This window comes from Stutzerimonas kunmingensis (genome assembly GCF_900114065.1).
Classification (GTDB): domain Bacteria; phylum Pseudomonadota; class Gammaproteobacteria; order Pseudomonadales; family Pseudomonadaceae; genus Stutzerimonas; species Stutzerimonas kunmingensis.
This window is the reverse complement of sequence record NZ_FORS01000001.1, coordinates 249,779-275,577: the sequence shown is the minus strand read 5'-3', so window position 1 is coordinate 275,577 and position 25,799 is coordinate 249,779. Positions and strand designations below refer to the sequence as shown.

General features: G+C 65.1%; 21 protein-coding genes. 9 read left to right on the top strand and 12 right to left on the bottom strand.

The annotated features are described in order from the left end of the window. Positions 1–100: 100 nt before the first annotated feature. A complete protein-coding gene (locus BM275_RS01300) occupies positions 101–325 on the bottom strand; it encodes a DUF2061 domain-containing protein (protein WP_014819793.1) in 225 nt (74 codons plus the stop codon). Between the two features lie 279 nt (positions 326–604). On the opposite strand from BM275_RS01300, the gene BM275_RS01295 reads away from it, so the two are divergent. From BM275_RS01295 to BM275_RS01275, 5 genes are all read left to right on the top strand, one after another. After that, positions 605–919: a DUF485 domain-containing protein gene (locus BM275_RS01295; RefSeq protein ID WP_003301253.1), complete on the top strand. Its 315-nt coding sequence runs from the start codon at positions 605–607 to the stop codon at positions 917–919. Continuing rightward, complete coding sequence (locus BM275_RS01290; protein WP_090519041.1) at positions 919–2,574, top strand: cation acetate symporter; 1,656 nt, start codon at positions 919–921, stop codon at positions 2,572–2,574. The genes BM275_RS01295 and BM275_RS01290 overlap by 1 nt, the downstream gene beginning before the upstream one ends. Before the next feature lie 239 nt (positions 2,575–2,813). Beyond that, entirely contained in the window at positions 2,814–3,623 is an 810-nt protein-coding gene (locus BM275_RS01285; protein ID WP_042926125.1) for an SDR family oxidoreductase, read from the top strand. A 128-nt stretch (positions 3,624–3,751) separates the two neighbouring features. Further along, positions 3,752–4,882, top strand: coding sequence for an MFS transporter (locus BM275_RS01280; protein WP_090519506.1), 1,131 nt, complete (start codon positions 3,752–3,754; stop codon positions 4,880–4,882). A 114-nt stretch (positions 4,883–4,996) separates the two neighbouring features. Continuing rightward, the gene (locus BM275_RS01275; protein WP_003301247.1) at positions 4,997–5,425 is read left to right on the top strand and encodes a hypothetical protein; all 429 of its coding nucleotides are present in this window, start codon (positions 4,997–4,999) and stop codon (positions 5,423–5,425) included. A gap of 15 nt (positions 5,426–5,440) precedes the next feature. Here the strand turns inward: BM275_RS01275 and BM275_RS01270 are convergent, their stop codons facing one another. From BM275_RS01270 to BM275_RS01250, 5 genes are all read right to left on the bottom strand, one after another. Then, the gene (locus tag BM275_RS01270; RefSeq protein WP_003301246.1) at positions 5,441–5,668 is read right to left on the bottom strand and encodes a YheU family protein; all 228 of its coding nucleotides are present in this window, start codon (positions 5,666–5,668) and stop codon (positions 5,441–5,443) included. A 44-nt stretch (positions 5,669–5,712) separates the two neighbouring features. Beyond that, entirely contained in the window at positions 5,713–8,460 is a 2,748-nt protein-coding gene (locus BM275_RS01265) for a hybrid sensor histidine kinase/response regulator (protein WP_090519040.1), read from the bottom strand. Positions 8,461–8,654: 194 nt separating this feature from the next. Beyond that, the gene (locus BM275_RS01260; protein ID WP_045666274.1) at positions 8,655–9,860 is read right to left on the bottom strand and encodes an osmoprotectant NAGGN system M42 family peptidase; all 1,206 of its coding nucleotides are present in this window, start codon (positions 9,858–9,860) and stop codon (positions 8,655–8,657) included. A gap of 119 nt (positions 9,861–9,979) precedes the next feature. Continuing rightward, complete coding sequence (gene ngg / locus BM275_RS01255; protein ID WP_045666273.1) at positions 9,980–11,719, bottom strand: N-acetylglutaminylglutamine synthetase; 1,740 nt, start codon at positions 11,717–11,719, stop codon at positions 9,980–9,982. Positions 11,720–11,854: 135 nt separating this feature from the next. Further along, complete coding sequence (locus BM275_RS01250; protein WP_090519039.1) at positions 11,855–13,627, bottom strand: N-acetylglutaminylglutamine amidotransferase; 1,773 nt, start codon at positions 13,625–13,627, stop codon at positions 11,855–11,857. On the opposite strand from BM275_RS01250, the gene BM275_RS22210 reads away from it, so the two are divergent. Together BM275_RS22210 and BM275_RS01245 are read left to right on the top strand one after the other, a co-directional pair. Next, positions 13,514–13,810, top strand: a complete 297-nt coding sequence (locus BM275_RS22210; protein ID WP_167362139.1) for a hypothetical protein — start codon at positions 13,514–13,516, stop codon at positions 13,808–13,810. The genes BM275_RS01250 and BM275_RS22210 overlap by 114 nt on opposite strands. Then, positions 13,803–14,276: a MarR family winged helix-turn-helix transcriptional regulator gene (locus BM275_RS01245; RefSeq protein ID WP_014819802.1), complete on the top strand. Its 474-nt coding sequence runs from the start codon at positions 13,803–13,805 to the stop codon at positions 14,274–14,276. The genes BM275_RS22210 and BM275_RS01245 overlap by 8 nt, the downstream gene beginning before the upstream one ends. Positions 14,277–14,281: 5 nt before the next feature. On the opposite strand, the gene BM275_RS01240 is transcribed toward BM275_RS01245, so the two are convergent. From BM275_RS01240 to egtB, 3 genes are read right to left on the bottom strand one after another with little or no spacing between them, the layout of a single operon-like run. Next, a complete protein-coding gene (locus BM275_RS01240; RefSeq protein ID WP_090519038.1) occupies positions 14,282–16,060 on the bottom strand; it encodes a S8/S53 family peptidase in 1,779 nt (592 codons plus the stop codon). A 3-nt stretch (positions 16,061–16,063) separates the two neighbouring features. Continuing rightward, complete coding sequence (gene egtD / locus BM275_RS01235; protein ID WP_003285636.1) at positions 16,064–17,026, bottom strand: L-histidine N(alpha)-methyltransferase; 963 nt, start codon at positions 17,024–17,026, stop codon at positions 16,064–16,066. Between the two features lie 2 nt (positions 17,027–17,028). After that, a complete protein-coding gene (egtB, locus tag BM275_RS01230) occupies positions 17,029–18,324 on the bottom strand; it encodes an ergothioneine biosynthesis protein EgtB (RefSeq protein ID WP_090519037.1) in 1,296 nt (431 codons plus the stop codon). Between the two features lie 149 nt (positions 18,325–18,473). On the opposite strand from egtB, the gene BM275_RS01225 reads away from it, so the two are divergent. Continuing rightward, a complete protein-coding gene (locus tag BM275_RS01225) occupies positions 18,474–19,289 on the top strand; it encodes an OBAP family protein (protein ID WP_090519504.1) in 816 nt (271 codons plus the stop codon). Between the two features lie 2 nt (positions 19,290–19,291). On the opposite strand, the gene BM275_RS01220 is transcribed toward BM275_RS01225, so the two are convergent. Both BM275_RS01220 and BM275_RS01215 read right to left on the bottom strand, forming a co-directional pair. After that, positions 19,292–19,984 (bottom strand): SDR family oxidoreductase, encoded by a 693-nt coding sequence (locus BM275_RS01220; protein ID WP_090519036.1) that lies wholly within the window; start codon positions 19,982–19,984, stop codon positions 19,292–19,294. A 9-nt stretch (positions 19,985–19,993) separates the two neighbouring features. Continuing rightward, positions 19,994–20,299 carry a hypothetical protein gene (locus BM275_RS01215; protein ID WP_014819807.1) on the bottom strand — a complete coding sequence of 102 codons (306 nt, stop codon included), beginning with the start codon at positions 20,297–20,299 and terminating at the stop codon, positions 19,994–19,996. Positions 20,300–20,416: 117 nt separating this feature from the next. Between BM275_RS01215 and BM275_RS01210 the strand changes: the two genes are divergently transcribed. Further along, positions 20,417–24,736 carry a DEAD/DEAH box helicase gene (locus tag BM275_RS01210; protein WP_090519503.1) on the top strand — a complete coding sequence of 1,440 codons (4,320 nt, stop codon included), beginning with the start codon at positions 20,417–20,419 and terminating at the stop codon, positions 24,734–24,736. A 171-nt stretch (positions 24,737–24,907) separates the two neighbouring features. On the opposite strand, the gene BM275_RS01205 is transcribed toward BM275_RS01210, so the two are convergent. Next, a complete protein-coding gene (locus BM275_RS01205) occupies positions 24,908–25,771 on the bottom strand; it encodes a DUF6279 family lipoprotein (protein ID WP_014819809.1) in 864 nt (287 codons plus the stop codon). Positions 25,772–25,799: the final 28 nt, after the last annotated feature.

The window sequence follows — 25,799 nt, the reverse complement described above, 5'->3', positions numbered from 1 at the left end:
TCCCAATAGAACTGCATCGGCTGCACAACGCAAGCCAACTTCACTATGGCAGCGCGGTTGCGGATTCGATCCCTGCGCAGGATGAGAAATGACGACGGCCTCAGGCGTGATGGTGCAGCCAGGCATGTTTGGGGATGGGCATCTTGCTTGCCGGACTGCGTTCGAAACGCTGCCAGAGCTTCTCGTGGAAGTAGAAGCCTACCGAGTTGCACAGCGGTTCGACGGTGGCGACCAGGCCGCCAATGGCGATGCTGCCAGTCAGTGCATAGGTCACCGAAAAGGCGATGCAGAAGTGCATCAGGGTGAACGTCACGGTCTTCAGCATGGCCCCGTCTCCTTGTGCAGCCGAGAATCGTTCTCGCGTTGGAGAGTCTGGTCGAGCCCGGGCAATGTCTGAAATCAACGTTTCTCATGTGCGACATAGCGCCACACTATTTGTATGTGGATTTGTTGCGGCGCCCCATTTTCCGCGGCTGAACGGCTCTACGGCGGGTGTTTTTGTGAACCGCATTCAGACCAAAGTCGGGTGGTGTTCATCCGACCCAAGCCTAAAGTAGCCGCCCCTGCTCCCACCGGGGGGTAGCGACCGTGGAGACAGATTCCAATGCACAATGAAAATGTTTACCGGCAGATCTATGCCAATCCGCGTTTCCAGGAGCTGGTTGCCAAGCGTGGCCGATTTGCCTGGCTGCTATCGGCGGTCATGCTCAGCGCCTACCTGGCGTTCATCCTGCTGATCGCCTTCGAGCCAAAGATCCTCGGCATTCCGCTGTCCGCCAATACCGTGACCACCTGGGGTATCCCGGTTGGCGTCGGGGTGATCTTCATGGCGTTCATCCTGACCGGTGTCTATGTGCAGCGTGCCAATGGTGAGTTCGATCGCATCAACCAGGAAATCCTCAACGAGGCACAGCAATAATGATCCTGCGTTTTCTGATGACTGCCCTGCTGTTGGCAGTCTCGCCTGTGCTTCTCGCTGATGCCATCACCGGCGAAGTCCAGAAACAGGCCACCAACTACACCGCCATCATCATGTTCGTGGTGTTCATCGTGTTCACCATGGGCATCACCAAGTGGGCTGCCAAGCGCAACACCTCCACGGCTGACTACTACACCGCGGGTGGTAGCATCACCGGCTTCCAGAACGGCCTGGCGATCGCCGGCGACTTCATGTCGGCGGCATCCTTCCTGGGCATTTCCGCGCTGGTCTACACCAGTGGCTACGACGGCCTGATCTACTCCATCGGCTTCCTCGTCGGCTGGCCGATCATCCTCTTCCTGATGGCCGAGCGCCTGCGCAACCTGGGCAAGTTCACCTTCTCCGACGTGGCGTCCTATCGCCTGGGCCAGACTCAGATCCGTCTGCTCTCGGCATTCGGCTCGCTGATCGTGGTGGCCTTCTACCTGATCGCGCAGATGGTCGGCGCCGGCAAGCTGATCCAGCTGCTGTTCGGCCTGGACTACTACGTAGCCGTGGTGCTGGTCGGTGTGCTGATGGTCATGTACGTGCTCTTCGGCGGCATGCTCGCCACCACCTGGGTGCAGATCATCAAGGCGGTCCTGCTGCTGTCCGGCGCCTCTTTCATGGCCATCATGGTGATGAAGAGCGTTGGCTTCGACTTCGGCAGCCTGTTCGCCGAAGCGGTGAAGATCCATGAAAAGGGCGCGCAGATCATGAGCCCCGGCGGCCTGGTTTCCGATCCGGTGTCGGCGATCTCCCTCGGCCTGGCGCTGATGTTCGGTACCGCCGGCCTGCCGCACATCCTGATGCGCTTCTTCACCGTGTCCGACGCCAAGGAAGCGCGCAAGAGCGTGTTCTACGCCACCGGCTTCATCGGCTACTTCTACATCCTGACCTTCATCATCGGCTTCGGCGCGATCCTGCTGGTCAGCACCAACCCGGACTTCAAGGACGTGACCGGCGCCATCGTCGGCGGCACCAACATGGTCGCCATCCACCTGGCCAGCGCGGTGGGCGGCAACCTGTTCCTCGGCTTCATCTCCGCGGTCGCCTTCGCCACCATTCTCGCCGTCGTGGCGGGTCTGACCCTGGCCGGTGCCTCGGCGGTTTCCCATGACCTTTATGCCTGCGTGATCAAGCAGGGCAAGGCGCGGGAAGAGGACGAGATGCGCGTGACCAAGCTGACCACCCTGACCCTGGGCGTGGTGGCGATACTGCTCGGCATCATCTTCGAAAAGCAGAACATCGCCTTCATGGTCGGCCTGGCATTCTCCATCGCCGCCAGCTGCAACTTCCCGGTGCTGTTCCTTTCCATGTACTGGAAGGGCCTGAGCACCCGCGGTGCGCTGTTCGGTGGCTCGCTGGGGCTGTTCACTGCGTTGCTGCTGACCATCATCAGCCCGACTGTATGGGTCGACGTATTCGGTTATGCCGAGGCGATCTTCCCCTACAAATACCCGGCGCTGTTCTCGATGGCCGCCGCGTTCATCGGCATCTGGTTCTTCTCGGTCACCGACAAGTCCAAGCGTGCCGGTGAGGAGCGCGAGCGCTTCTTCGCCCAGTTCGTTCGTTCGCAGACCGGCCTGGGTGCCACCGGTGCCGTCGCGCACTGACGCAATGCTGGCAGAAACAAGGGCAGCCCTCGGGCTGCCCTTTTTTATTCGTGGCGCAGGTCGCTCGTGCAGCTATAGCGAGCCCATGCTGCCGCCATATTGCCTGCCCGGAACCGCGCGGTCAGCCCCATGAGCCGCGGGTTTGCCAAGGGCATTCAGCAGTCTGATGGATGCCGGTCCGTGCCCCGGCATTCGCTAGACTCGCTGCCACTACCCGAACAACTAAAGGCAGCACAACGATGCACAACCGCATGATGATTACCGGTGCCGGCTCCGGGCTCGGTCGCGAGATTGCCCTGCGCTGGGCGCGTGAGGGCTGGCAGCTGGCGCTTTCCGATGTCAACGAAGGCGGCCTGGCGGAAACCCTGAAAATGGTCCGCGAAGCGGGCGGTGACGGCTTCACCATGCGCTGCGACGTGCGTGACTACAGCCAGCTGATCGCCTTCGCCCAGGCCTGCGAGGAGAAGCTTGGCGGCATCGATATCGTGGTCAACAACGCCGGTGTGGCTTCCGGCGGCTTCTTCGACGAGCTGTCGCTGGAGGACTGGGACTGGCAGATCGCGATCAACCTGATGGGCGTGGTCAAGGGCTGCAAGGCGTTCCTGCCGTTAGTACAGAAGAGCAAGGGCAAGATCATCAACATCGCATCGATGGCGGCGCTGATGCAGGCACCGGGCATGAGCAACTACAACGTGGCGAAGGCCGGCGTGGTGGCTCTGTCGGAAAGCCTGCTGGCCGAGCTGCGCCAGGCCGAGGTCGGCGTGCATGTGGTCTGCCCGTCGTTCTTCCAGACCAACCTGCTGGATTCCTTCCGCGGCCCGACGCCGAACGTGAAGGCGCAGATCGGCAAGCTGCTGGAGTCCTCGCCGATTACTGCGGCGGACATCGCTGACTACATCCACCAGCAGGTCGCCAAGGGCGAGTTCATGATCCTGCCGCACGACGAGGGCCGTATGGCCTGGAAGGTCAAGCAGCAGAACCCTCAGGCGATCTACGACGAGATGGCGCTGCTGGCCGAAAAGAAACGCGCCAAGAGCAAGGCGCTCTGAGACTGCCCGGCCGCTTCGGCGGCCGCTGCGGTTGCCTCGGGGAGGGGCGGGGAGTAGGGTTGCCTGTCCGGCTTTTTTCGCCGTAACCCTATGGATCGCTTGTGAATTTTCCATCCCGCGGGCTGCTGATGCTGGCGCTGGTGCTGGCCGCCATCAACCTGCGCCCAGGTATTACCTCCTTCGCTCCGCTGATCGAGCGCATCGCCGAAGAGCTTTCGCTTTCTCGCGGTCTGATCAGTCTCACCACGGCCTTGCCGGTTCTGCTGATGGGCTTGCTCGCCCCCCTGGCGCCGCGGCTGGCCGTGCGTTTCGGGCTGGAGCGCAGCATCGCGCTGTGCCTCGGGCTGATCGGCGTGGCATTGCTGTTGCGGCTGTTCGGCCACAACGCCGTTCTGCTGATCGGCACCGCCGGGCTGGTTGGCGCCGGGATCGCCGTCGCCGGGCCGCTGCTGTCCGGTTTCATCAAGCGCTACTTCCTCGAACGCATGGGCCAGACCGCCGCCTGGTACTCGCTGAGCATGGCGGTCGGCGGCACCCTCGGCGTAGTGGTGACGGCGCCGGCCACCGAGGTGATGGGGCAGGACTGGACGCGTGGCCTGGCGCTCTGGGCGCTGCCGGCCCTGGCTGCGCTGCTGATCTGGTCGCGCTTGCCCAATCAGCCGGAAGCCGCCAGCGAGAGTCGTGCCGGTTTGCCCTGGAAGGAGCCTCGGGCCTGGTTGCTCAGTGTCTACTTTGCCCTTCAGGCGGGGCTGTTCTACGCGCTGGCCACTTGGCTGGTGGCTCGTTATCACGAGGTTGGCTACAGCCTGCTGCAAAGCAATGCGTTCTTCAGTGGTTTCATGCTCATCGGCCTGCCGAGCGCCTTTGCCATGCCCTGGCTGGCGCAGCGGCTGGGCAATCGGCATCGAATCATGGCGGCGTGCGGCGGGTTGGCGACCCTTTGCCTGGCAGCAATCGCTCTGGCACCGAGCTGGCAACCCCTGGTGGTCTGCATGCTGCTCGGCGTCGCGCTCAACGGCACCTTCTCCCTGGCGCTGATCGCGCCGATGTACGAAGCCAATACTCCGTTGGCGGTCAGCCGGCTGACCGCGATGATGCTCTGCACCGGCTACTGCCTGGCGTGCCTGACGCCGGTACTGGCCGGGCTCGGGCGTGATCTGGCGGGTGACTATCGCATGCCGTTCCTGGTCCTCACCGGCATGGCGGCATGCATGTCGTTGTTGGCGATGCGCCTGCGGCCACGGCATCAGGATCGCTGAACCGTCCCGAGGCTGTGGCCTGTTTCACCACTTCCCAAGCCGCGGGTGACCCGCCCGCCGCGCTGTGCTAGAAAGCTCGCCGTCCCAGTTCATCCCTGCGTTTCGGAGTTTCGAGTGGAGTCTGAATCCATCGTTTATGGCTGCATCCGTGATTGGCCTTCCGCCGACCCCGAGCAGTGCCGCCAGCGCCGGGCGAACAATCTGGCTGCCGTGCAGGCGTTGCCGCAGGGCGAGGCCTGGCCCTTCATCGGTCGCGAGATGTTTTCCTTCTGCCGTAACGAGGAACTGGGCCTGTACCAGACCCAGGTGATCCACTTCGGTGCCAGCTACCGCGCAGTGGAGTACGAGTGGGCGCTCTGGGTCCAGCGTTTCGAGGAGCTGCTCAAGCAGTTGTACTGGACCAGCGCGGTGGTGCACCTGGAAACCGAGCTCAACGGCACCCACACCTTTCGCTGGGAAACCGATACCGGCAGCCACAGTCCGCAGCAGAGCGACCTGCGCATGCGCTGTGCCTGGGAGCGCGAGAGCGGTCTGTTCGGCTGAAGCGCGCGGCGGCGTTCAGTCCAGCCACTCGCGCGGCACATCGCGCCTGAGGGCCAGCTGGCATTGCTGACTGTCGGGGTCGAAGACGATCACCGCCTCCCCCTTGTCCAGCGCGCGGCGCACCCGTGTCACCCGGGTTTCAAGCGGGGTTTCGTCACCATTATCGGTGCCATCGCGGGTGACGAAATCTTCTATTAGGCGGGTCAGGGTGTCCGGTTCGAGCTGGTCGTGCGGTATGAGCATGGGATTTCTTCGGGTGAGCCGGTTTGCCACAAGGCCGGCGGACGTTAGCTCGCGCCGCCCTGCAGGTAGCTGTCCAGGCAAGCATACAGCTGCCGGCTCTCCAGAGGTTTACCGATGAATTCATCCATACCCGATTCCAGGCCGCGCTGACGGTGCTCTGCCAGTACGTGGGCGGTCACGGCGATGATCGGCACGGCCTGTAATTCAAGCTCCGCTTCCAGCTTGCGTATCCGCCGGCTGGCTTCGAAGCCATCAAGCTCCGGCATTTCGCAGTCCATCAGGATCAGTTGCACGGCTTCCGGATCGCGACGATAGAGGTCCACGGCCTGGCGTCCGTTGTCGGCGAGCTGAACCGCGTAACCGCGCTTTTTCAGCAGGCCGCGCACCACCATCTGATTCACCGGATTGTCCTCGGCGACCAGAATGCAGGGTTCGCGGGGTGGCTGCTCTGCTGGTGCAACGTCGGTCGCTTCGCTAGCCTGCTGAGGCGCTGGAGTGTATAACGCCTGCAACGCCTCACGCAGCGGCGTGCTCTGCAGCGGTAGCGCCAGGCTGATCAGACGTAACCCGGGCGATGGCGGTGGCGGCTCGTGGACCGGCGAATAGAGCATCAGCACCCGCTGATTCGCCGCCAGATGCGGGCGAAGACGCTCCAGCCACTGCGCCGGACTGCCCGGCCAGGGCGCCAGCAGAACCATCAGTGGCGGGGCGGTGAAGTCCGACAGGTAGTCCGGCAGGCATTCCGGGGTCTGGCAGCGCTCGGTGCGCATGCCCCAGCGCCGCAACAGATGGCTCAACGCCTCGAGGCCCTCGGTATCCTGCGAAGCGAGCAGCGCCGGGCGGCCGCCGAGCAGGTGGTTCAGCGGGTCTTCCACATCGCTGGCGCTTTGCAGCGGGATTTCGAAGCAGAAGCGGCTGCCGCGGCCCGGTGCGCTCTGCACCTCGATATGGCCGTTCATCATTTCCACCAGCTCCTTGCTGATCGCCAGGCCCAATCCGCTGCCGCCGTAACGTCGAGTGGTGCTCGAATCGCCCTGGGAGAAGGATTCGAACAACTGCGCCAGCACTTCCTGACGCATGCCGATACCGCTGTCGCTGACGCAGAACACCAGGCGCCGGGTGCCTTCCTGAGTCTGACGGCAGGAGACTTCGAGCAGTACGTGGCCGTGCTCGGTGAATTTCAGCGCATTGCTCAGCAGGTTCATCAGAATCTGTTTGAGTCGCGTGGGGTCGCCACGAATCCGTCGCGGCACGCCGGGCTCCAGGCCTACGTGCAGGCTCAGCTGTTTCTCCAGCGCCTGCGCGGTGAACAGCCGGATGGTTTCGGAAATCAGGATTTCCAGATCGAAGTCGATGTCTTCCAGGCTGAGCTTGCCGGAGCCGATCCGGGCGTAGTCGAGGATGTCGTTGATCACCGCCATCAGCGAGTTGCCGGAGCTGGAGATGGTATCCAGATAGAACTGCTGGCTGCGGTCCAGCGGCGTTTCACGCAGCAGTTGCAGCATGCCGAGCACGCCATTGAGCGGAGTGCGGATCTCGTGACTCATCTTGGCCAGGAAGCGGCTCTTGGCTTCATTCTCGCTGGCGGCCCGCTCGGCGGCCTCACGCGAGCGGTAGCCCTCTTCCTTGAGCAGGTTGATGCGATCGGCCAGGCCGATGGACAGGGTGATCAGTTCGAAAGCGACGCTGGCCTTGACCACCGCGGCGCCGTACAGGCCGAACAGCTCGAAGCCCAGCGAGCCGGCCGTGACCAGGATGAACGAGGCCAGCAGCACGCCCCAGGCCAGCGTGTAGTAGACGCCATAGCGCACGCCGCGACGCCAGACGAAGGCGCCGGTGGCAAGCAGGCCGACCGAGGCGGCGATCACCGTGATGCTGGCCAGGATGCTCCAGGTCTGCACGTCCAGCAGCAGCCCGGAAACCATGCTGCCGAGGGCGATCAGCAGCGTGCAGCGCAGCACCAGGTCGAGCCGTGGAAAGAGCTCGCGGGTGTGCAGGAAGTGGCGGCTGAACTGGATGGCGATCAGGCAATGGCTGAACATCAGAACGTAGATGCCCATGGCCACCAGCCCGCCGTCGTCGGCCAGCCATTTGACCAGCAGGCCGTCGAAGGAGAGCGCGAACAGTCCGACGTTGAGGGTGTAGACCAGATACCAGAAGTACGCCGGCTCGCGCAGCGAGGCGAAGAGGAACAGGTTGTAGCAGAACATCGCGAACAGCACGCCGTAGAAGGCGCCGCTGATGCCGCTCAACTCCTGTTGCTGGGCCGCGCTGGCGTTGTAGCTGCTGAAGTACAGCGGCACGTAGAGCGTGCTGGTGGTCTTGATGCGCAGCAGAAGGGTGGTTTCGCCCGGAGGCAGATCGACGGGAAACCAGAAGTCGCTGACCTTTACCGGACGATCCGCGAAGGGGTAGCGATCTCCGGTCAGCTGCCTGCTGATGCTGCCGTCGGGGTACTGCAGGAACAGCTCGATGTGGTCGAGCAGCGGGTAGTTGATTTCGACGAAGCCGCCGAGCGGTGCGTCCAGCTCGTTGACCAGTCTGGCGCGTAACCACCATGTCGAGCTGTTCTTGCCCTCGTTCACATGGCCGCTCTCGACGGTGCGCATGCGCTCGTCCGCGAATGCCATGACTTCATCGACATCCAGCGTGCCATCCGGGTCCTCGAGGTAGAGGGTGCCGCTTCCGAGTGACTTGCGCAGGTCGGGTGAATCGAACACGACGGGCGAGATTGCCCAGGCTTGGAGCGACAGGCAAAACAGCAGCAAAGCCAGGCATGAACGCGGCGTCATGTTTCGTTCCGGAAGAGGCGCGCCCGAATGGGCGGCACATATTAGTAGAGCGATGTGACGGTACCGATTCCTTGGGCTCTACATGGCGCCTTCAGAGTGCCGCACGTCCTTGTCCGGTTAACTTTGCCGAGTTACGCGCTGAGCGGCAAGCGTCTACTGCGCGAAGCAGGCGCCTGGTCACGTAAGCCAATCGCTCAGCTGTCGCGGTCCTGGGTGTGGTGCTGGCGACCGATCAGCGTGTCGACGGGCGGCACGCGGGTGTCGTTCTCCATCTGCGCATCGTGTTCCAGTTGATGGCTGAAACGTTCCAGCGAGTCCTTCGCGTGCTGAGAGTCGCTGGCGAAGACCGGCTGGCTGAGCATATAGCCACAGAGCAGGCGACTCATCGCGGCCAGACTGTCGATATGGGTGCGTTCGTAGCCATGGGTGGCATCGCAGCCGAAGGCCAGCAGCGCGGTGCGGATGTCGTGCCCCGCTTCGACCGCCGACTGGGCGTCGCTGTGGTAGTAGCGGAACAAGTCGCGGCGCACCGGGATCTCGTTCTCGCTGGCGAGCTTTAGCAGGTGGCGCGACAGATGAAAGTCGTAGGGGCCGCCGGAATCCTGCATCGCCACAGTTACCGCGTGCTCACTGGAGGCCTGGCCCTTGGCCGCCGGCGCGATGTCTATTCCGACGAACTCGCTGACATCCCAGGGCAGGGCGCCGGCGGCTCCGGAGCCGGTTTCCTCGGTGATGGTGAACAGCGGATGTACATCGATGGGTGGTTCGCGGCCGCTTTCGACGATGGCCTTCAGTGCCGCCAGCAGCGCGGCGACGCCAGCCTTGTCATCCAGGTGGCGGGCGCTGATGTAGCCGTTCTCGGTGAATTCCGGCATTGGATCGAAAGCGACGAAATCACCGACGTTGACCCCCAGTGCGCAGGTTTCGTTGCGGCTGTAGGTATAGGCGTCCAGGCGCAGTTCGACGTGGTCCCAGCTCACCGGTGCTTCATCCACGGCGGTGTTGAAGGCATGCCCCGAGGCCAGCAGCGGCAGTACGCTACCGCGGATGACTCCGGTATCGGTGAAGACGCTGACGCGGCTGCCCTCGGCGAAACGGCTCGACCAGCAGCCCACTGGGGCCAGGCCGAGGCGCCCGGTATCCTGAATCTCGCGGACGATGGCGCCGATGGTGTCCAGATGTGCCGCGACCGCGCGGTCCGGGCTGTAGCGCCGGCCCTTGAGTGTGGCGCGGATGGTCCCGCGGCGGGTCAGCTCGTAGGGGATGCCCAGCTCGGCCAGGCGCTCGGCAACATAGCGCACAATGGTGTCGGTGAATCCGGTGGGGCTGGGGATGGCGAGCATCTCCAGCAACACGCGTTGCATGTAGTTGAGATCGGGTTCGGGGAGTTTTGCGGTCATGGGAGCTCCTGTTGACGGTGCTTTTTTAGCCACCGGATGGAGTGAATGTCGGAGAACGGGACCCGCCATAGTGACGAGCGACCTGTGGCGACCCGGCTTGGTGCCGGGTCGCGCCAGACTCAACCTGCGGTGCTGAGCGGGAAGAGCAGGTCGATGAAGCGTTCGGCGGTCGGCTGCGGCTGATGATTGGCCAGGCCGACGCGCTCGTTGGCCTCGATGAAGACGTACTCCGGCTGGTCCGGTGCCGGCACCAGCAGGTCCAGGCCCACCACCGGGATGTCCAGCGCGCGGGCGGCGCGTACGGCGGCGTCGACCAGCTCGGGGTGCAGTTGCGCGGTGACGTCTTCCAGCGTGCCACCGGTGTGCAGGTTGGCGGTGCGGCGCACTGCGAGCCGGTGTCCGTCCGGCAATACACTTTCGAAGTCGAAGCCGGCGTCGCGCAGGCAGCGCTGGGTTTCCTCATCCAGCGGAATGGAACTCTCACCGCCGGTAGCGGCCTGGCGCCGGCGGCTCTGCTTCTCGATCAGCGAACCGATGCTGGTGCGGCCATCTCCGATGACTTCCGCCGGGCGGCGTATCGCCGCGGCGACCACCTCGAAGCCGATCACCACGATGCGCAGGTCAAACCCCGGATGAAAGCTTTCCAGCAATACGCGACTGTCGTACTGCCGGGCACGCTGGATGGCGTCTTCCATTTCGGTCGCATCGCGCAGGTCCACGGCGACGCCCATGCCCTGTTCGCCATCCACCGGCTTGACCACCACGCTGCCGTGCTCGGCGAGGAACGCGGCATTTTCCTTCGGGCCGGCAGCCAGTTGTTGCGCCGGAAGACAGATGCCGGCCTGGGACAGGGTGCGGTGGGTCAGGCGCTTGTCCTGGCAGAGCGTCATGCTGACAGCCGAGGTCAGGTCGGATAGCGACTCTCGGCAGCGTACCCGCCGGCCGCCCTGGGTCAGGGTGAACAGACCGGCTTCGGCATCGTTGATCTCGATCTCGATACCGCGCCGCCGGGCCTCGTCGACGATGATCTTGGCGTAGGGATTGAGCTTTGCTTCCGGGCCCGGGCCGAGGAACAGCGGCTGGTTGAAGCTGTTCTTGCGCTTGACGGTGAAGGTCTGCAGATCGCGGAAGCCCAGCTTGGCGTACAGCGCCTTGGCCTGCTGGTTGTCGTGCAGCACCGACAGATCGAGATAGGCCAGGCCGCGGCCCATGTAGTGTTCGATCAGGTGACGCACCAGCGCCTCGCCGACGCCCGGCCGCGGGCAGCTTGGCGAAACCGCCAGGCACCACAGGCTGGAGCCGTTTTCCGGATCGTTGAAGGCGCGGTGGTGGTCGATGCCCATCACGCTGCCGATGATTTGCCCAGAGGTTTCGTCCTCGGCCAGCCAGTACACCGGACCGCCCTGTTCGCGAGGGGTGCAGCGCTCCGGGTCGACGGGCATCATGCCGCGCGCCTGGTACAGGCCGTTGATAGCCTGCCAGTCCGCTTCACTCTGGGCACGACGCACACAGAAGCCACGGAAACGCTTCTGCGCAGGGCGGTAGTCGGTGAACCAGATGCGCAGGGTATCGGAGGGGTCGAGAAAGAGTTGCTGCGGTGCATAGGACAGCACCTGGTGTGGCGCGGCGACGTACAGCGCGATATCGCGCTCGCCCGCCTGCTCGTTGAGCAGTTCGGCAGCGAGTTGGGCGGGATCGGAGTAGGTGTGGCCGACCAGAATGCGACCCCAGCCGCAATGCAGGATCACCGGGCCGCAGGGCTCCTCCTGACCGTCCTCGGCGAAGCGTGCCTGCAGCCGCTGGTAGGTCGGAGCCTGTCCGCGCAACAGACGCTGGCCGTAGGCTTGGGACTTCTGCATGGTGCGTTCCTTGATGCTAAGTCACGAACCGGCAGCGGCGGGGCGATGTGCTTGCCCCCGTGGCGCGTGGCAACCGCAGCCGTTCGTGAGCGGGTTATCGGGGCCGTCGTGGCCTGGTGCCTGCAGCGGCCAACGTCAAAGGCCTTGTTCGCTCAACCATAGGTTGACCGCTGCCAGCTGCCAGAGTTTGGAACCGCGCAGCGGCGTGAGCTGACCATCCGGATCGGCGAGCAGCTTCTCCAGCGCCTGCGGGTTATAGAGGCCGCGCTCCTGGCTGGGGTCGAGCAGCATCTCGCGCACCCAGTTCAGCGTCGCTCCCTGCAAGTGCTTGAGGCCCGGCACCGGGAAGTAGCCCTTCGGCCGGTCGATCACCTCGGCAGGAATCACCTGGCGCGCCGCTTCCTTGAGCACATACTTGCCGCCCTCGGGCAGCTTGAACCTGGCCGGGATGCGCGCCGACAGTTCGGCCACGCGGTAGTCGAGGAACGGGGTGCGCGCCTCCAGGCCCCAGGCCATGGTCATGTTGTCGACGCGCTTGACCGGGTCATCGACCAGCATCACCGTGCTGTCGATACGCAGCGCCTTGTCCACCGCCGCATCGGCGCCGGGCTGGGCGAAGTGCTGACGGACGAAGTCGCCGGAGAAGTCGCCCTGGACCCACTGCTGCTGCACAGTCTCGGCATATTCCTCGTACGTGCGATCACGGAACGCGGCGAGGTAGGCCGCCACCGGGTCTTCGGCGCCGTCCACCAGCGGATACCAGTGGTAGCCGGCGAACAGTTCGTCCGCACCCTGGCCGCTCTGCACCACCTTGCAGTGCTTGGCCACTTCCCGCGAGAGCAGGTAGAAAGCGATGCAGTCATGGCTGACCATCGGCTCGCTCATCGCCTGGAAGGCGGCCGGCAGCTGTTCGAGGATTTCCTTTTCCTGAATACGCAGCTGGTGATGACGCGTGTTGTAGTGCTTGGCGATCAGATCCGAGTACTTGAACTCGTCGCCGCGCTCGCCGCCGGCATCTTCGAAGCCGATGGAAAAGGTCAGCAGATTGTCGGCCACACCGGCTTCGCGCAGCAGGCCGACCAGCAGGCTGGAGTCGACACCGCCGGAGAGCAGTACGCCGACATCCACCGCGGCGCGCTGACGGATCGCCACCGCCTCGCGCATGGTGTCCAGGGTGCGCTGTTTCCAGTCTTCGAAGCTGTAGTTGCGCTCCTCTTCTCGGGCGCCGAATTCCAGCTCCCACCAGCGCCGGGTGGTGGTCGCGCCATTGGCGTCGACGCGCATCCAGCTCGCCGGCGGCAGCTTCTCGATACCGGCGATCAGCGTGTCCGGTGCCGGAACCACGGCGTGGAAACTCATGTAGTGATTCAGCGCCACCGGATTCAAAACACCCGCTATATCGCCTCCCTTGAGCAGTGCCGGCAGCGACGAGGCGAAGCGCAGGCGCTGGTCGGTGCGCGATAGGTACAGCGGCTTGACGCCGAGACGGTCGCGGGCGATGAACAGCTGCTGGCTGTCGCGCTCCCAGATGGCAAAGGCGAACATGCCGTTCAGCCGCGGCAGCAGCGCTTCGCCCCAGGCATGGAAGCCCTTGAGCAGCACTTCGGTATCGCCTTCGGAGAAGAAGCGGTAGCCCAGGCCTTCCAGCTCTGCGCGCAATTCGGGGTAGTTGTAGATGGCGCCGTTGAAGACCATCGACAGGCCGAGGGCCGAGTCGATCATCGGCTGGCCGGACGCCTCGCACAGATCCATGATCTTCAGGCGTCGGTGACCCAGGGCGAGTGGGCCCTGGCTATGGAAACCGCACGCATCGGGGCCGCGCGCAGTCAGGTGTTGAGTGATGCGTTCAACCGCAGCCAGATCGGCCGGGCGGTTATCGAAGCGAAGTTCTCCAGCTATGCCACACATAAGATCCTTACCGGTTTTGCCGTTGGGGAGTGTGACTGGCCTGTCACCCGCGAAGTTCAGCCTTTCGGATCAGCGCAGCGGCGCCGATGCGGCCGGGAACAGGTCAGTCAGCTTTTTACACCAAAACAAAAAAATGCTTTGATGTCAAAGTTAGTTTTCGCAAGAAAAGCCGCATATGACTGAAGAAACAGTTTTAAACGAAAGCAATAGTGCCGGGCTGGAAGCCTTCGAGATGCCGCTGTTTCAGGCCATGCGCCGGTTGCAGCAGGACGCCGAAGTACATGCCAAGCGTCTGGCGCGCTACGGAGGCTTGAGCCCTGTGCAGCTGATGATCCTGCAGGTGCTGGCTAGCGAAGGGCAGTTGACCGCGAGTGACCTGAGCCGGCGCGTCAGCCTTACCGCAGCCACGCTTTCCGGGCAGATCGACCGGCTGGAGGAGCGCGGGCTGTTGCAGCGCCAGCGCGACGACCAGGACCGTCGCCGCCAGTGGCTGCTGCTCAGCGATAGCGGCCGCGCCTTGTTGCAGCAGGCGCCAGCGCTGTTGCCGCCGGAGTTCCGCGCGCGTTTGGCCGCCTTGCCGCAATGGGAGCGCCATGCGCTGACCGCCGCGCTGCTGCGTGCCGCCGAGCTGTGCGGCGACATGGAGTGAACACCCTAGCGCGAGTTCTTCAGGCTTTCCACGGTCAGCTCCAGCGCCTTGCGCATGTCCAGCCGTGCTGAGCGACCGACATCGCGATCATCCAGCCGGTAACCACGCTCGGAGGGCAGGATCGGAGCGGTAAGGTCATCCGCCTCGGCGGGTTCGAAATCCGAGTCGCGGCCGATGGTCATGGCGCTGCGGCGTAGCAGTTCGCGCACCTGATCCGGCTCCAGCCCGGGATTGACCGAAAGCATCGCACCCACCGCACCGGCGACCAGCGGCGTGGCATAGGAAGTGCCGCAGTGCACGTCGCCGCGCTGCTCGGGATCGAGAGTTGCTGCACGGGTGCAGGCGGCGGCGGTGATGTCCACGCGCATATCGACGTTGGATGATTTGCGCTTGCGTACGTAGTCGGGGTGCTCCACCGAGACCTTTTTCCGGTCGTTGCGCTCATGGCCGCCGACCACCAGCAGCTGCTCGGTGATGAACGAGGAGGGCAGTCGATAGTCGTCACGCCCGGAGTGCGCCGAGCCATTGCCGGCGGAGTTGATCACCAGGACGTCGGGATGTTCGCGGCGCAACCAGAGGAAGAATTCCTCCAGCAATTCCTCGTAGCCGCTCATGGCAATGCCCGAACGCAGCAGCGAATCCACCGGTTCGCCTTCCACATCCACCGTGCCGATGCGGTGGATGCCCCAACTCCAGTTGAGGATGCGCGCGCCGTCCTCCACCAGATTCACCGAGGCCGCGACGTTGGCCGTGATGCCCGCGTCAGAGTTGCGCTCGACGATCACCTCGAAGCCCGGCCCGGTACCGTCCAGTGCACTGAGAAAGCCCTGGTCGCGGGCATCGCTGGCATGGGCGGCGAGGATGCCGGCGACGCTGCTGCCGTGATTGTCCGGCCGGTCGGTGTCGCGGGCGTAGAGGCAGGTGCGCTGCTGCTGTGGATCGCAGGGTTCGAGGTACTCGGCAAAATGCGGTGCATCGAAGTCCACCGCACGCTCGATGATGCCGATACGCACCGGCTGTTTTTCGCCGGCGCGCTGGCCGGCGGGAATGCGTTCGCGGTAGTAGTCCACCGCATCGAGGAAGCGGTTGGCGGCCCACTCGCGGTTCTGCGGACGCTTCTGATCCGCGGTCTTGCCGGTTTCCTGCTCGTCGTTCTCGGCGGCCGATTCCTCGATCACCACGGCATCCACGCCTACCTCGCTGCCCAGGCGCAGCACCATGGCGTCGCGCTCGGTCAGATCTTTCACTGGTAGGCGCAGCTGATAGGTGTTCAGCGGCGGTATGGCGCCGACCACCTTGGCGCCGTACTTCTCGGCGAGCTGCCGCGCCTTGTCCAGGCCTTCGTGATCCTCCTCGATGATCAGACTGACCAAGTCTACATAGGTGGTCAGGTCATCCATGTTGCGCGCCACTTCATCGGGTTTGGCGGCGAGCACCTGGCTGCGACCAGCCGAGAGCCAGACCGGATTGCTGCGTTGCCCGTCGCGTTCCAGCCACAGCGGGCCGCTGCGCACCGCGTCCGGCGCTAGGGTCAGGCGCAGCTGCTTGCCGTCGCGTTGGAGCGTGTCGGCAGCCACTCGCTCGCCGTTGAGGTACAGCTGCACCCCGCCGCGGGGCAGGCCTTTGGCGCTCAGGCACCAGCTCAGCGAATCCTCGGCGAAGAGGTCGCCGCAGCGCTTGAGCTGGGTGATGCGGATGGGATCTTCTGCAGCTGCCGGAAAGGCGGCGAGGGCGCTCAATAACCCGAGGCCGAGGGTGAACAGGGTGGAGGCGCGTTCTGGCATGGTTCAACGTCGCTCGAGGTAGTTGACGCTGAAAAGCCCGCGCCGGTCGGTCCACTGACCGCGGCAGTCGAAGCCGGCGGCATCGGCCAGGGCAGCGAAGGATTCCAGCGTGTACTTGTAGGAGTTTTCCGTATGCAGGCTTTCCCCAGCATCGAAGTGGAAGCGCCGGCCTTCGATGGTCACGTCCTGCGCATCGGGGCTGATCAGGTGCATCTCGATGCGCGATTCGGCCTCGTTGAAGAAGGCGCGATGGACGAAGCGTGACGGGTCGATGTCGCTGTCCAGCTCGTTGCGGATGCGCTGCAGCAGGTTGAGGTTGAAGGCAGCGGTGACATGGGCGCGGTCGTTGTAGGCCGCCTCCAGCACCGCTCGGTCCTTGACCAGATCGACGCCGATCACCAAGCCGCCACCGGCCGGCAGCACATCGTGCAAACGCTGCAGAAAGGCCGCGGCCTCGCCCGGGGTGAAGTTGCCGATGCTGGAACCGGGGAAGAACATCAGCGGGTGCTCGCTGGAGAAATCATCCGGCAGGTTCAGCTCGTTGGAAAAGTCGGTACAGGCTGCATGCACCTCCAGCCACGGGTAGTCCGCCGCCAGCCGCTGGGTGCTGCTGAGCAGGAAGTCCTCGGAGATGTCGATGCCCAGATAGCTGGTCGGGTGTAGTGCCTCCAGCAGCAGGCGTACCTTGCGACTGGCGCCGCTGCCCAGCTCGATCAGGTCGCTGTGAGGGCCGGCGATGTCGAGGATGTCGTTGGCCGCCTCGGCGAGAATCTGCTCCTCGGTGCGGGTGATGTAGTACTCGGGCTGCTGGCAGATCTGCTCGAACAGCTCGGACCCGCGCCGATCATAGAAGAACTTCGGCGAGGCCCATTTCGGGCTCGCGGCGAACCCGGCGAGGGTTTCGTCGCGCAGCGAGGCGTCGTGTGGCTGTTGCAGCTGATCGTGAAAGTGAATTGCCAGCGCCATGTTCAGAGCCCTCTGGCCAGGCGCAGCCCGGCGAACTGCCAGCGCATGGCCGGCTGGAAGAAGTTGCGGTAGGTGACCCGTAGGTGGGATTCCGGCGTGGCGCAGCAACCGCCACGCAAGACCATCTGGCCGGACATGAACTTGCCGTTGTACTCGCCGAGGCTGCCCTCCAGCGGGCGAAAACCCGGATAGGGCAGGTAGGCGCTGGCGGTCCACTCCCAGACATCGCCGAACAGCTGCCTCGGGCCGTCATGGCCAGGCGGCGCGGCGACCGGTTGCAGGTAGTCGCTTTCAAGGAAATTGCCGCGCAATGGCTGGTCGGCGGCGGCGACTTCCCATTCCGCTTCGCTCGGCAGCCGCGCACCGGCCCAGCGTGCGAAGGCATCGGCCTCGTAATAGCTGATGTGACAGACCGGTGCCTCCAGGTCCAGCGGGCGTAGACCACCAAGGGTCATCTCGTACCAGCTGGCGTCCTCGCGCAGCCAGTACAGCGGAGCGTTCCAGCCGGCCTGATGGATCAGGTCCCAGCCGTCCGACAGCCACAGCTCCGGGCGGGCATAACCGCCGTCAGTGATGAACGACAGGTATTCGCGGTTGCTCACCAATCGTTCGGCAAGCTGGAAATCCTCGACGAACTGGCGATGTCGCGGGGTTTCGCAATCGAAGGCGAAATCGCTGCCGGCATGCCCGATGTGCTGCACACCGCCGGCGTATTCATGCCAGCGCGGGCGCTCGGGGCTGCTGGGCCGGGGCTGGGCGAGATCGTCGCGATAAACCGGGTGCAGCGGGTTCTGCGCGAGGATGTGCTTGATGTCCATCAGCAGCAGCTCCTGGTGCTGCTGCTCGTGCTGCAGGCCGAGGCCGACGCGGCGGACGATTTCGGCAGCCTGCTCGCGCGGCGGATTGCTCAGCAGTTCGCCCATGGCCTGGTCGACGTGGCGGCGATAGCGATAGATCTCGTCCACACCCGGGCGGGATAGCACACCGCGCCGCGCCCGCGGAAAGGGCAGGCCATGAGTCTGGTAGTAGGAATTGAACAGGTAGTCGTAGGCCTCGTTAAGTCGCCGGTAGCCGGGCAGATAAGGCAACAGCAGAAAGGTCTCGAAGAACCAGCTGACATGCGCCAGGTGCCATTTCGGCGGGCTGACTTCCGGCGTGCTCTGGATGACGTAATCCTCGACCTGCAGCGGCATGCAGATCGCCTCGCTGGTGGCGCGAACCTGCCGGTAACGCTGCAGCAACAGGTCGAGTTCGGCGAGTACCGGGTGCGAATGTGGCTGCTCTGCCAGGTTTCCCATGGCTGTCCCCCTCGGGTTTGACGACCGAAACGGCCTCCCATAGCGACCCGGCGCGGCGGGCAAAAGTTTCTGCCGGCCGGCTTGGCGAACAGGAAGAAAAAGCGGCCGCGCTCTGGTCACTCTGTATGAGCAAAGCAGGGGATCGAGCCATGCGACAGTTATTCGTTCTGAGTTCCGCGCTGCTGTTGGCTGCCTGCGGGCAGCACAATACGGCGTCCTATACCGACGCTGCGGGCGCGCCGAAAAGCGCCGAAACGCGCACCCTCGAGGTTGGCGCGAAGCTGCTGCAGGGCAAGGCGCCTTTGGATGCAGTGAGCGCGTACCTCAACGGCTTTCACTTCTACAACGGCGACATGGATGGGCAGATGGAGGCGCACCACTACGTCACGCGGGTGAACGAGGACCTGATGCAGGCGCTGATCTACGACGGCAATGGCAGCAATGCCAAGCTCATGGGCGTCGAATACATCATCAGCACGCGCCTGTTCGCGACACTGCCCGAGGACGAGAAGAAGCTTTGGCACAGCCACGATTACGAGGTGAAGTCCGGCTCGCTGGTTGCACCTGGCCTGCCGCAGGTGGCGGAGAAGCAGTTGATGGAGCAGGTGGTCAGCACCTACGGCAAGACCTGGCACACCTGGCATACCGACCGCGACAAGGAACTGCCCTATGGAATTCCGGCGCTGATGATGGGCTTTACCGCGGATGGCCAGTTGGACCCGGCGCTGGAAAAGGCCCGTGACGACCGTCTCGACGTGGATACCCAGGCGATCCGTCGCAGTCGCGAGTCGATCCCGCAGCCGACGGTCGATCCGGCGGCAAATGCCTGGGAGAAAGGTGAAGTGATTCAGCTGCAGCGGGTGCGGGGGGCCGGCGAGCATCGTCACGACGATGGGGCCGGACGGGCGGAAATCATCGAGTCGGGACGCCTGCAACAACAGCAACAGCGCAGCGATGAACGCTGAGGTTACTCGCCGTCGACCGGCGGCGTCGGGCGAATCAGGATTTCGTTAGCGTCGACATGGGCCGGCTGCGACAGGGCATAGACCACTGCGCGGCCGACATCCTCCGGTTGCAGGGCATAGGCTGGCGGCTTGTCGAACAGCGGCGTGTCGACCATGCCCGGCTCGATCAGAGTGACTCGCACACCGCTGCCGCGCAGTTCTTCGCGCACGCTCAGACCCATCCCGGTCACCGCCCATTTGCTGGCGCTGTACATCGAGCCGGGAATGACGAAGCGCCCGGCTGCCGAGCCGGTGAGCAGCAGATGACCGCGGCTGGCCTTGAGCGCAGCGAGGGTGCAGCGCAGGGTCAGGCCGACGCCGTAGACGTTGGTCAGCAGCATGGTTTTCCAGACTTCGGGATCGGCGCCGCTGAAACCGCCCTCGCTGCCGGGGATGCCGGCGTTGGCGTAGACCGCATCGAGCTGGCCGTAGTGATCGAGCACGCGTTGCACCATGGCTTGCTGCTCAGCGTAATCGGTCACGTCGCAGCGAATGGCGAGGGCGCGCTGCGGCCCGATTTCATCGACCAGATGCTGCAGCTTGTCCTCGGAGCGCGCGGCGAGCGCCAGCCGGTAGCCGGCCGCCGCTGCCAGGCGTGCGGTTGCCGCGCCGATACCGGATGAGGCGCCGGTGATCAGCAGCACGTGATCGCTCATGGCCGCTCCTCAGTAGTTCGGCGTGGTTTCCGGAATGGCGCTGTCGTCGGTGATGAACGGCATGCTCCAGGGTTCGAGGGTGCAACCCTTGTCGATCAGCTCCTGACGGGTCTGCTCGATCACCTGTGCCATGCGCAGCGGGTCGGCGTAGTCGCGCACCTGCGCCACGCGGGTGATTTCCTCGCCGCTGCCGTTCATCACGGTGAAGCCGAAGCTGTCGTCCTCGGGGTTGGCGCTGGTCACGCAACCACAGGGCAGGAAGGCTTCCGAGGCCAGTTGCATGGCGTTGTCGAGGCTGAGCGGGGTGGTGGTCATGGTCATCTCCGTTGCGTTGCGGATGTTTCAAGTTGACCGCCATATCCCATGGCCGTTTCCCGACCGCCGACCGGCTGTCGCTTGTGCAAAGGCCGGGGCGCCACCATATTCATCGGCATGACCACGTCATCCGTCGATCCGCTTGGCCGTTTCCACCCCGCCGTGGCGGGCTGGTTTTCCCGCAGTTTTCCCGCACCGACGCCGGCCCAGGCGGCTGCCTGGCCGCTGATCCGTGCCGGTCGTTCGACCCTGGTGGCCGCACCCACAGGTTCGGGCAAGACGCTGACCGCCTTTCTCGCCGCCATCGATGGTCTGGTGCAGCAGGGGCTGGCCGAGGGCGGCCTGGCCGACGCGACGCGCGTGCTCTATGTCTCGCCACTGAAGGCCTTGTCCAACGACATCCATATCAACCTGGAGGAGCCGCTCGCCGGGATCACCGCGGAGCTGGCGCGTCTGGGGCTACCCGCGCTGGAAATCCGCACCGCGGTGCGTACCGGCGACACGCCGCAGGCCGAGCGCAACGCCATGCGCAAGCGCGTGCCGCATATCCTCGTCACCACGCCGGAATCGCTCTATGTGCTGCTCGGCTCGGCATCTGGGCGCGAAATGCTCGCCGATGTGCAGAGCGTGATCGTCGACGAGATTCACGCCATCGCCGGCAACAAGCGTGGCAGCCATCTGGCGCTGTCGCTGGAGCGACTGGAAGCGCTCTGCAATCGGCCGCTGGTGCGGGTCGGCCTGTCGGCGACGCAGAAACCGATCGATGCGGTGGCGCGCTTCCTGGTCGGCGTCGAGCGACCGTGCGAGATCGTCGACATCGGCCATGGCCGCGCCCGCGACCTGGCGCTGGAGGTGCCGCTGGTGCCGCTGGAAGCGGTGATGAGCAACGACGCCTGGGCGCTGGTCTACGACCGTCTCGCGGCACTGGCTGGCGAGCATCGCACCACGCTGGTGTTCGTCAACACGCGGCGCATGGCCGAGCGCACCACCCGCCACCTGGCCGAGCGGTTGGGTGCAGAGGTGGTCGCTGCGCATCACGGCAGTCTGGCCCGTGAACAGCGGCTGAGCGCCGAGCAGAAGCTCAAGCGCGGCGAGTTGCGGGTGCTGGTGGCCACTGCCTCGCTGGAGCTGGGCATCGACATCGGTGATGTCGAACTGGTCTGCCAGCTTGGCTCGCCACGCTCGATTTCGGCTTTCCTGCAGCGGGTTGGGCGGGCCGGGCACCAGGTCGCCGGCGTGTCCAAGGGCCGGCTGTTCCCCAGCTCCCGCGACGACCTGATCGAGTGTGCCGCGCTGCTCGACGCCGTACGTCGTGGCGAACTGGACACGCTGAAGATCCCGCACGCGCCGCTGGACGTGCTGGCGCAACAGATCGTCGCGGAAGTGGCCTGTCGTGAGTGGGGCGAGGATGAGCTGTTGCAGTCGTTTCGCCGCGCGACGCCCTATGCCGCGCTCGACGATGCGACCTTCCAGGCACTGCTGCGAATGCTCGCCGAGGGCTATACGACCCGCCACGGAACCCGCGGCGCCTATCTGCACCGTGATCTCGCGACGCGCAGCCTGCGTGGCCGGCGCGGTGGCCGCCTGACCGCACTGACCTCCGGCGGCACCATCGCCGACAACGCCGACTATGCCGTGCTGCTGGAGCCGCAGGGGCTGAATATCGGCACGGTGAACGAGGACTTCGCGGTGGAGAGCCTGGCCGGCGATGTGTTCCAGCTGGGTAACACCTCGTATCGCATCCTCAAGATCGAGTCCGGGCGGGTGCGTGTCGAAGACGCCCAGGGCATGCCGCCGAGCATTCCCTTCTGGCTGGGCGAGGCGCCAGGGCGCAGCGACGAGCTGTCCTTTGCCGTGGCGCGGCTGCGTGACGAGATCGATCGACGGTTGGCTGAGGGGGCGGCGGTGGGCAGGGTGGACCTGTCGCCCGCCATCGATTGGCTTACCGGCACCCTTGGCCTGACGGAAACCGCCGCGCGACAGATTGTCGAATACCTGGCGCGTGCCCGCTCCGCACTTGGCGCCTTGCCGACTCAGCAGCGGCTGGTGATGGAGCGCTTCTTCGACGAGTCCGGCGGCACCCAGCTGGTCATTCATTCGCCCTATGGCAGCCGCATCAATCGCGCCTGGGGGCTGGCACTGCGCAAGCGCTTCTGCCGCACCTTCAACTTCGAGCTGCAGGCGGCGGCCACCGAGGACGCCATCATTCTTTCGCTGTCCACCAGTCACAGCTTTCCGCTGGGGGAAGTCTGGCGCTACCTGCATTCGGCCAGTGCCGAGCAGGTGCTGATCCAGGCACTGCTGGATGCGCCGCTGTTCGGTGTGCGCTGGCGCTGGATCGCCACCACGGCACTGGCGTTGCCGCGCATGGCCGGCGGACGCAAGGTCGCGCCGCAGCTACAGCGAATGAAGAGCGACGATCTGCTGGCCACGGTCTTTCCCGACCAGGTTGCCTGCCTGGAAAACATCATCGGCGAGCGCGAGATTCCCGATCATCCGCTTGTACGCCAGACACTCGATGACTGCCTGCACGAGGCTATGGATAGCGAAGGCTGGCTCGCGCTGTTGCGGCGCATGGAGGGCGGCGAGGTCGAACTGCTGGCGCGTGATCTGCCCGCGCCGTCGCCGCTGGCCATGGAGATTCTCGGCGCGCGGCCTTACGCCTTTCTCGACGATGCGCCGCTGGAAGAGCGCCGCACCCAGGCGGTGCTCGCGCGGCGCTGGAGCGATCCGGAGTCGGCTGACGATCTGGGCGCGCTGGACCCGGAAGCGATCGCCGCCGTGCGTGAGGAGGCCTGGCCCGAGGCGCGCAGTGCCGACGAGTTGCACGAGGCGCTTACAGCGCTCGGTTGCATTGCCGAAGCCGAGACCGCCGCACAGCCACAATGGAGCGAATGGCTGGCCGAACTGGCCCGTGGCGGCCGCGCGACACGCATGCAGGTGGCGCACGACCGTGTCCTCTGGTTGCCGCTGGAGCGCCTGATGCTGCTGCGCGCGGTCTATCCGCAGGCCCCGTTCCAGCCGCATCTGCAGGCGCCTGGCGGTTACGATCAGTCAATCGAGGAAGAGGCGGTACTGGTCGAGCTGATTCGTGCGCGGCTGAGCGGCTTCGGCCCGCTGCCGGTGGCGCTGATCGCGCGGCCGCTGGCGTTACCGGCCTCTGCCGTCGCGGCGGCGCTGGTCCGTCTGGAAAGTCAGGGTTACGTGATGCGCGGGCGTTTCAGCGCTGGCGCAGTGGAGGAGGAGTGGTGCGAGCGGCATCTGCTGGCGCGTATCCATCGCTACACGGTCAAGCGCCTGCGACGGGAGATCGAGCCGGTCGAACGTGTCGATTTCATGCGCTTTCTTGCTGACTGGCAGCATCTGTCCGCGACCACGCGCATGCAGGGGCGCGAGGCGCTGGCCACGGTCGTCGAACAGCTGGAGGGCTTTCAGGCCGCCGCCGCAGCGTGGGAAGCCGATCTCTTGCCGGCGCGCCTGAAGGATTATGGCGGCACTTGGCTGGACGAGCTGTGCCGCTCCGGCCGCATTGTCTGGACGCGGCTGGCCGGGCGACTCAGGGCCAGCGGCGGGCCGGTGCGCGGTACGCCGATCGTGCTACTGCCGCGGCGCCAGTTACCGACCTGGTATGCACTGGCCAGCGACGCGCCGGCGCCGGAGCTGTCTTCACGGGCACAGCGGGTGTTCGAATGTCTGAACGCCCAGGGCGCGCTGTTCTTCGATGAGCTGCAGCACGACGCGCATCTGCTGCGCAGCGAACTGGAGGATGCCCTTGGCGAGCTGGTGGCGGTGGGTTTGGTGAACGCCGACAGCTTCGCCGGTCTGCGCGCATTGCTGGCGCCGGCGAGCAAGCGCTCGCGCACGGCCCGACGAAGCCGTGGTGGTGCCTTTATCGGCGGGATGGACGACGCCGGCCGCTGGGCACTGGTGCGCAAGTCTGGAGCGGGCGAAGAGGAGGCAAGAACACCGGCGTTCGATGCAGAGGCGCTGGAGCACATTGCCCGTGTGCTGCTGCGCCGTTACGGCGTGGTGTGCTGGCGCCTGCTGGCGCGTGAAGCGGACTGGTTGCCGCCCTGGCGCGACCTGCTGCGGGTCTACCATCGGCTGGAAGCCCGTGGCGAGATTCGCGGCGGGCGCTTTGTCGCGGCGGTGGCGGGCGAGCAGTTCGCTCTGCCGGAGGCGCTTGGCTTGCTGCGCGAGGTGCGCAAGCGGCCGCTGACCGGCGAGATGCTGGCGGTGTCCGCGGTCGATCCGTTCAATCAGCTCGGCACTCTGTTACCGGGCTCCAGGGTGCCGGCCCTGGCGGCAAATCGGATCCTGCTTCGCGACGGGCTGCCGGTGGCTGTGCTGGCGGCGGGCAAGCCGCAATGGCTGGTCGAACTGGACGAGGATGCCCAGCGCGAGGCGCGCCGTCTGCTGACGCCAGCCAGACGCTGAGCGGTCAGTAGCCCGTCTGGTAAATGCAGCTGGTCAATTTCGGCGCCCATGGCCCCGATGCTGGGTTGCTGCTCCTTGCCATGGCCCGCCAGGACCCGTCGCAGCGCCTTGTTTTGCAGCCATGTTCATCCGAACCTGCCTCAACCCACTCACCGCCCAAGCCACCAGGGATCAGGCTGTCGGCGCCAGGCATTTCAGGTCGCTGAAGTCGGTGCGCAGCTGCGCCAGGCGCCCGCTGAGGTGGGTCCGCTGCCCTTCGTCGGCGAGGCTGTAGAGGTCGGCCACCAGGTCCAATCCGGCCTGCTCGGCACGCTGCAACGCGGCCTGATCGTTCGTACTCAGCAACGCCTCGCGCTCCTGCAGCAGCTGCGCGATGCGGTCATCGAAATCGGCGCGGTGGCGCTGCTCGACCGCGGCCAACAGCAGCTCTTGCCAGCGCTCGCGGTTGCCCAGCCAGCGGCTGTTCTGCTCGTTCAGGGCGTGAGACCAGAGCAGCACACGTTGACGCTGGGCCGCGTTCAACTGGCCGAACCAGTACTGCAGACGCTCCTGCATGCGCTCGGCGCGCTCGCGAATCTGCCGTTCCAGCGGCGGAGCCAGGTATTTCTCCCGGTACTCCTCTCGGTTTTCCTCCAGCGCGTTGCGCAGTTCGGCGACCTGCTCGTCGCTCAGGGCACGCAGCAGGTCCGTTGCGGTGGGGGTGATCTCCACGGCAACGCTGTGCATGGCGTCGCGGACGTCGCGGTACTGTGGTTCGAGATCGCGGCGATCGAGCTGGCCGCCAGCAGTTTCGCGCTCAAGCTGTTCGAGGTTGGCCAGCAGTTCCGGCAATTGCGTGCTGCAGTGCCAGGCCAGGTGCTCGCGCAGGCGTTCGCGCAGCTCGTCCTTCTGACGGTTATCGAGGTCGAGATAGTCGTTGAGCGTCCAGGGCACGACCATGTCGAGGTTGCGATAGACCAGGGTGGCGCGGCTGCAGCCGTTCAACAGCGCGGCGCAGAGCAGGGTCAGCAGGAGCAGGCTGGCAATGGGGCGCATCGTCTTTCCTCGAGCGTCGGCGGCTGTT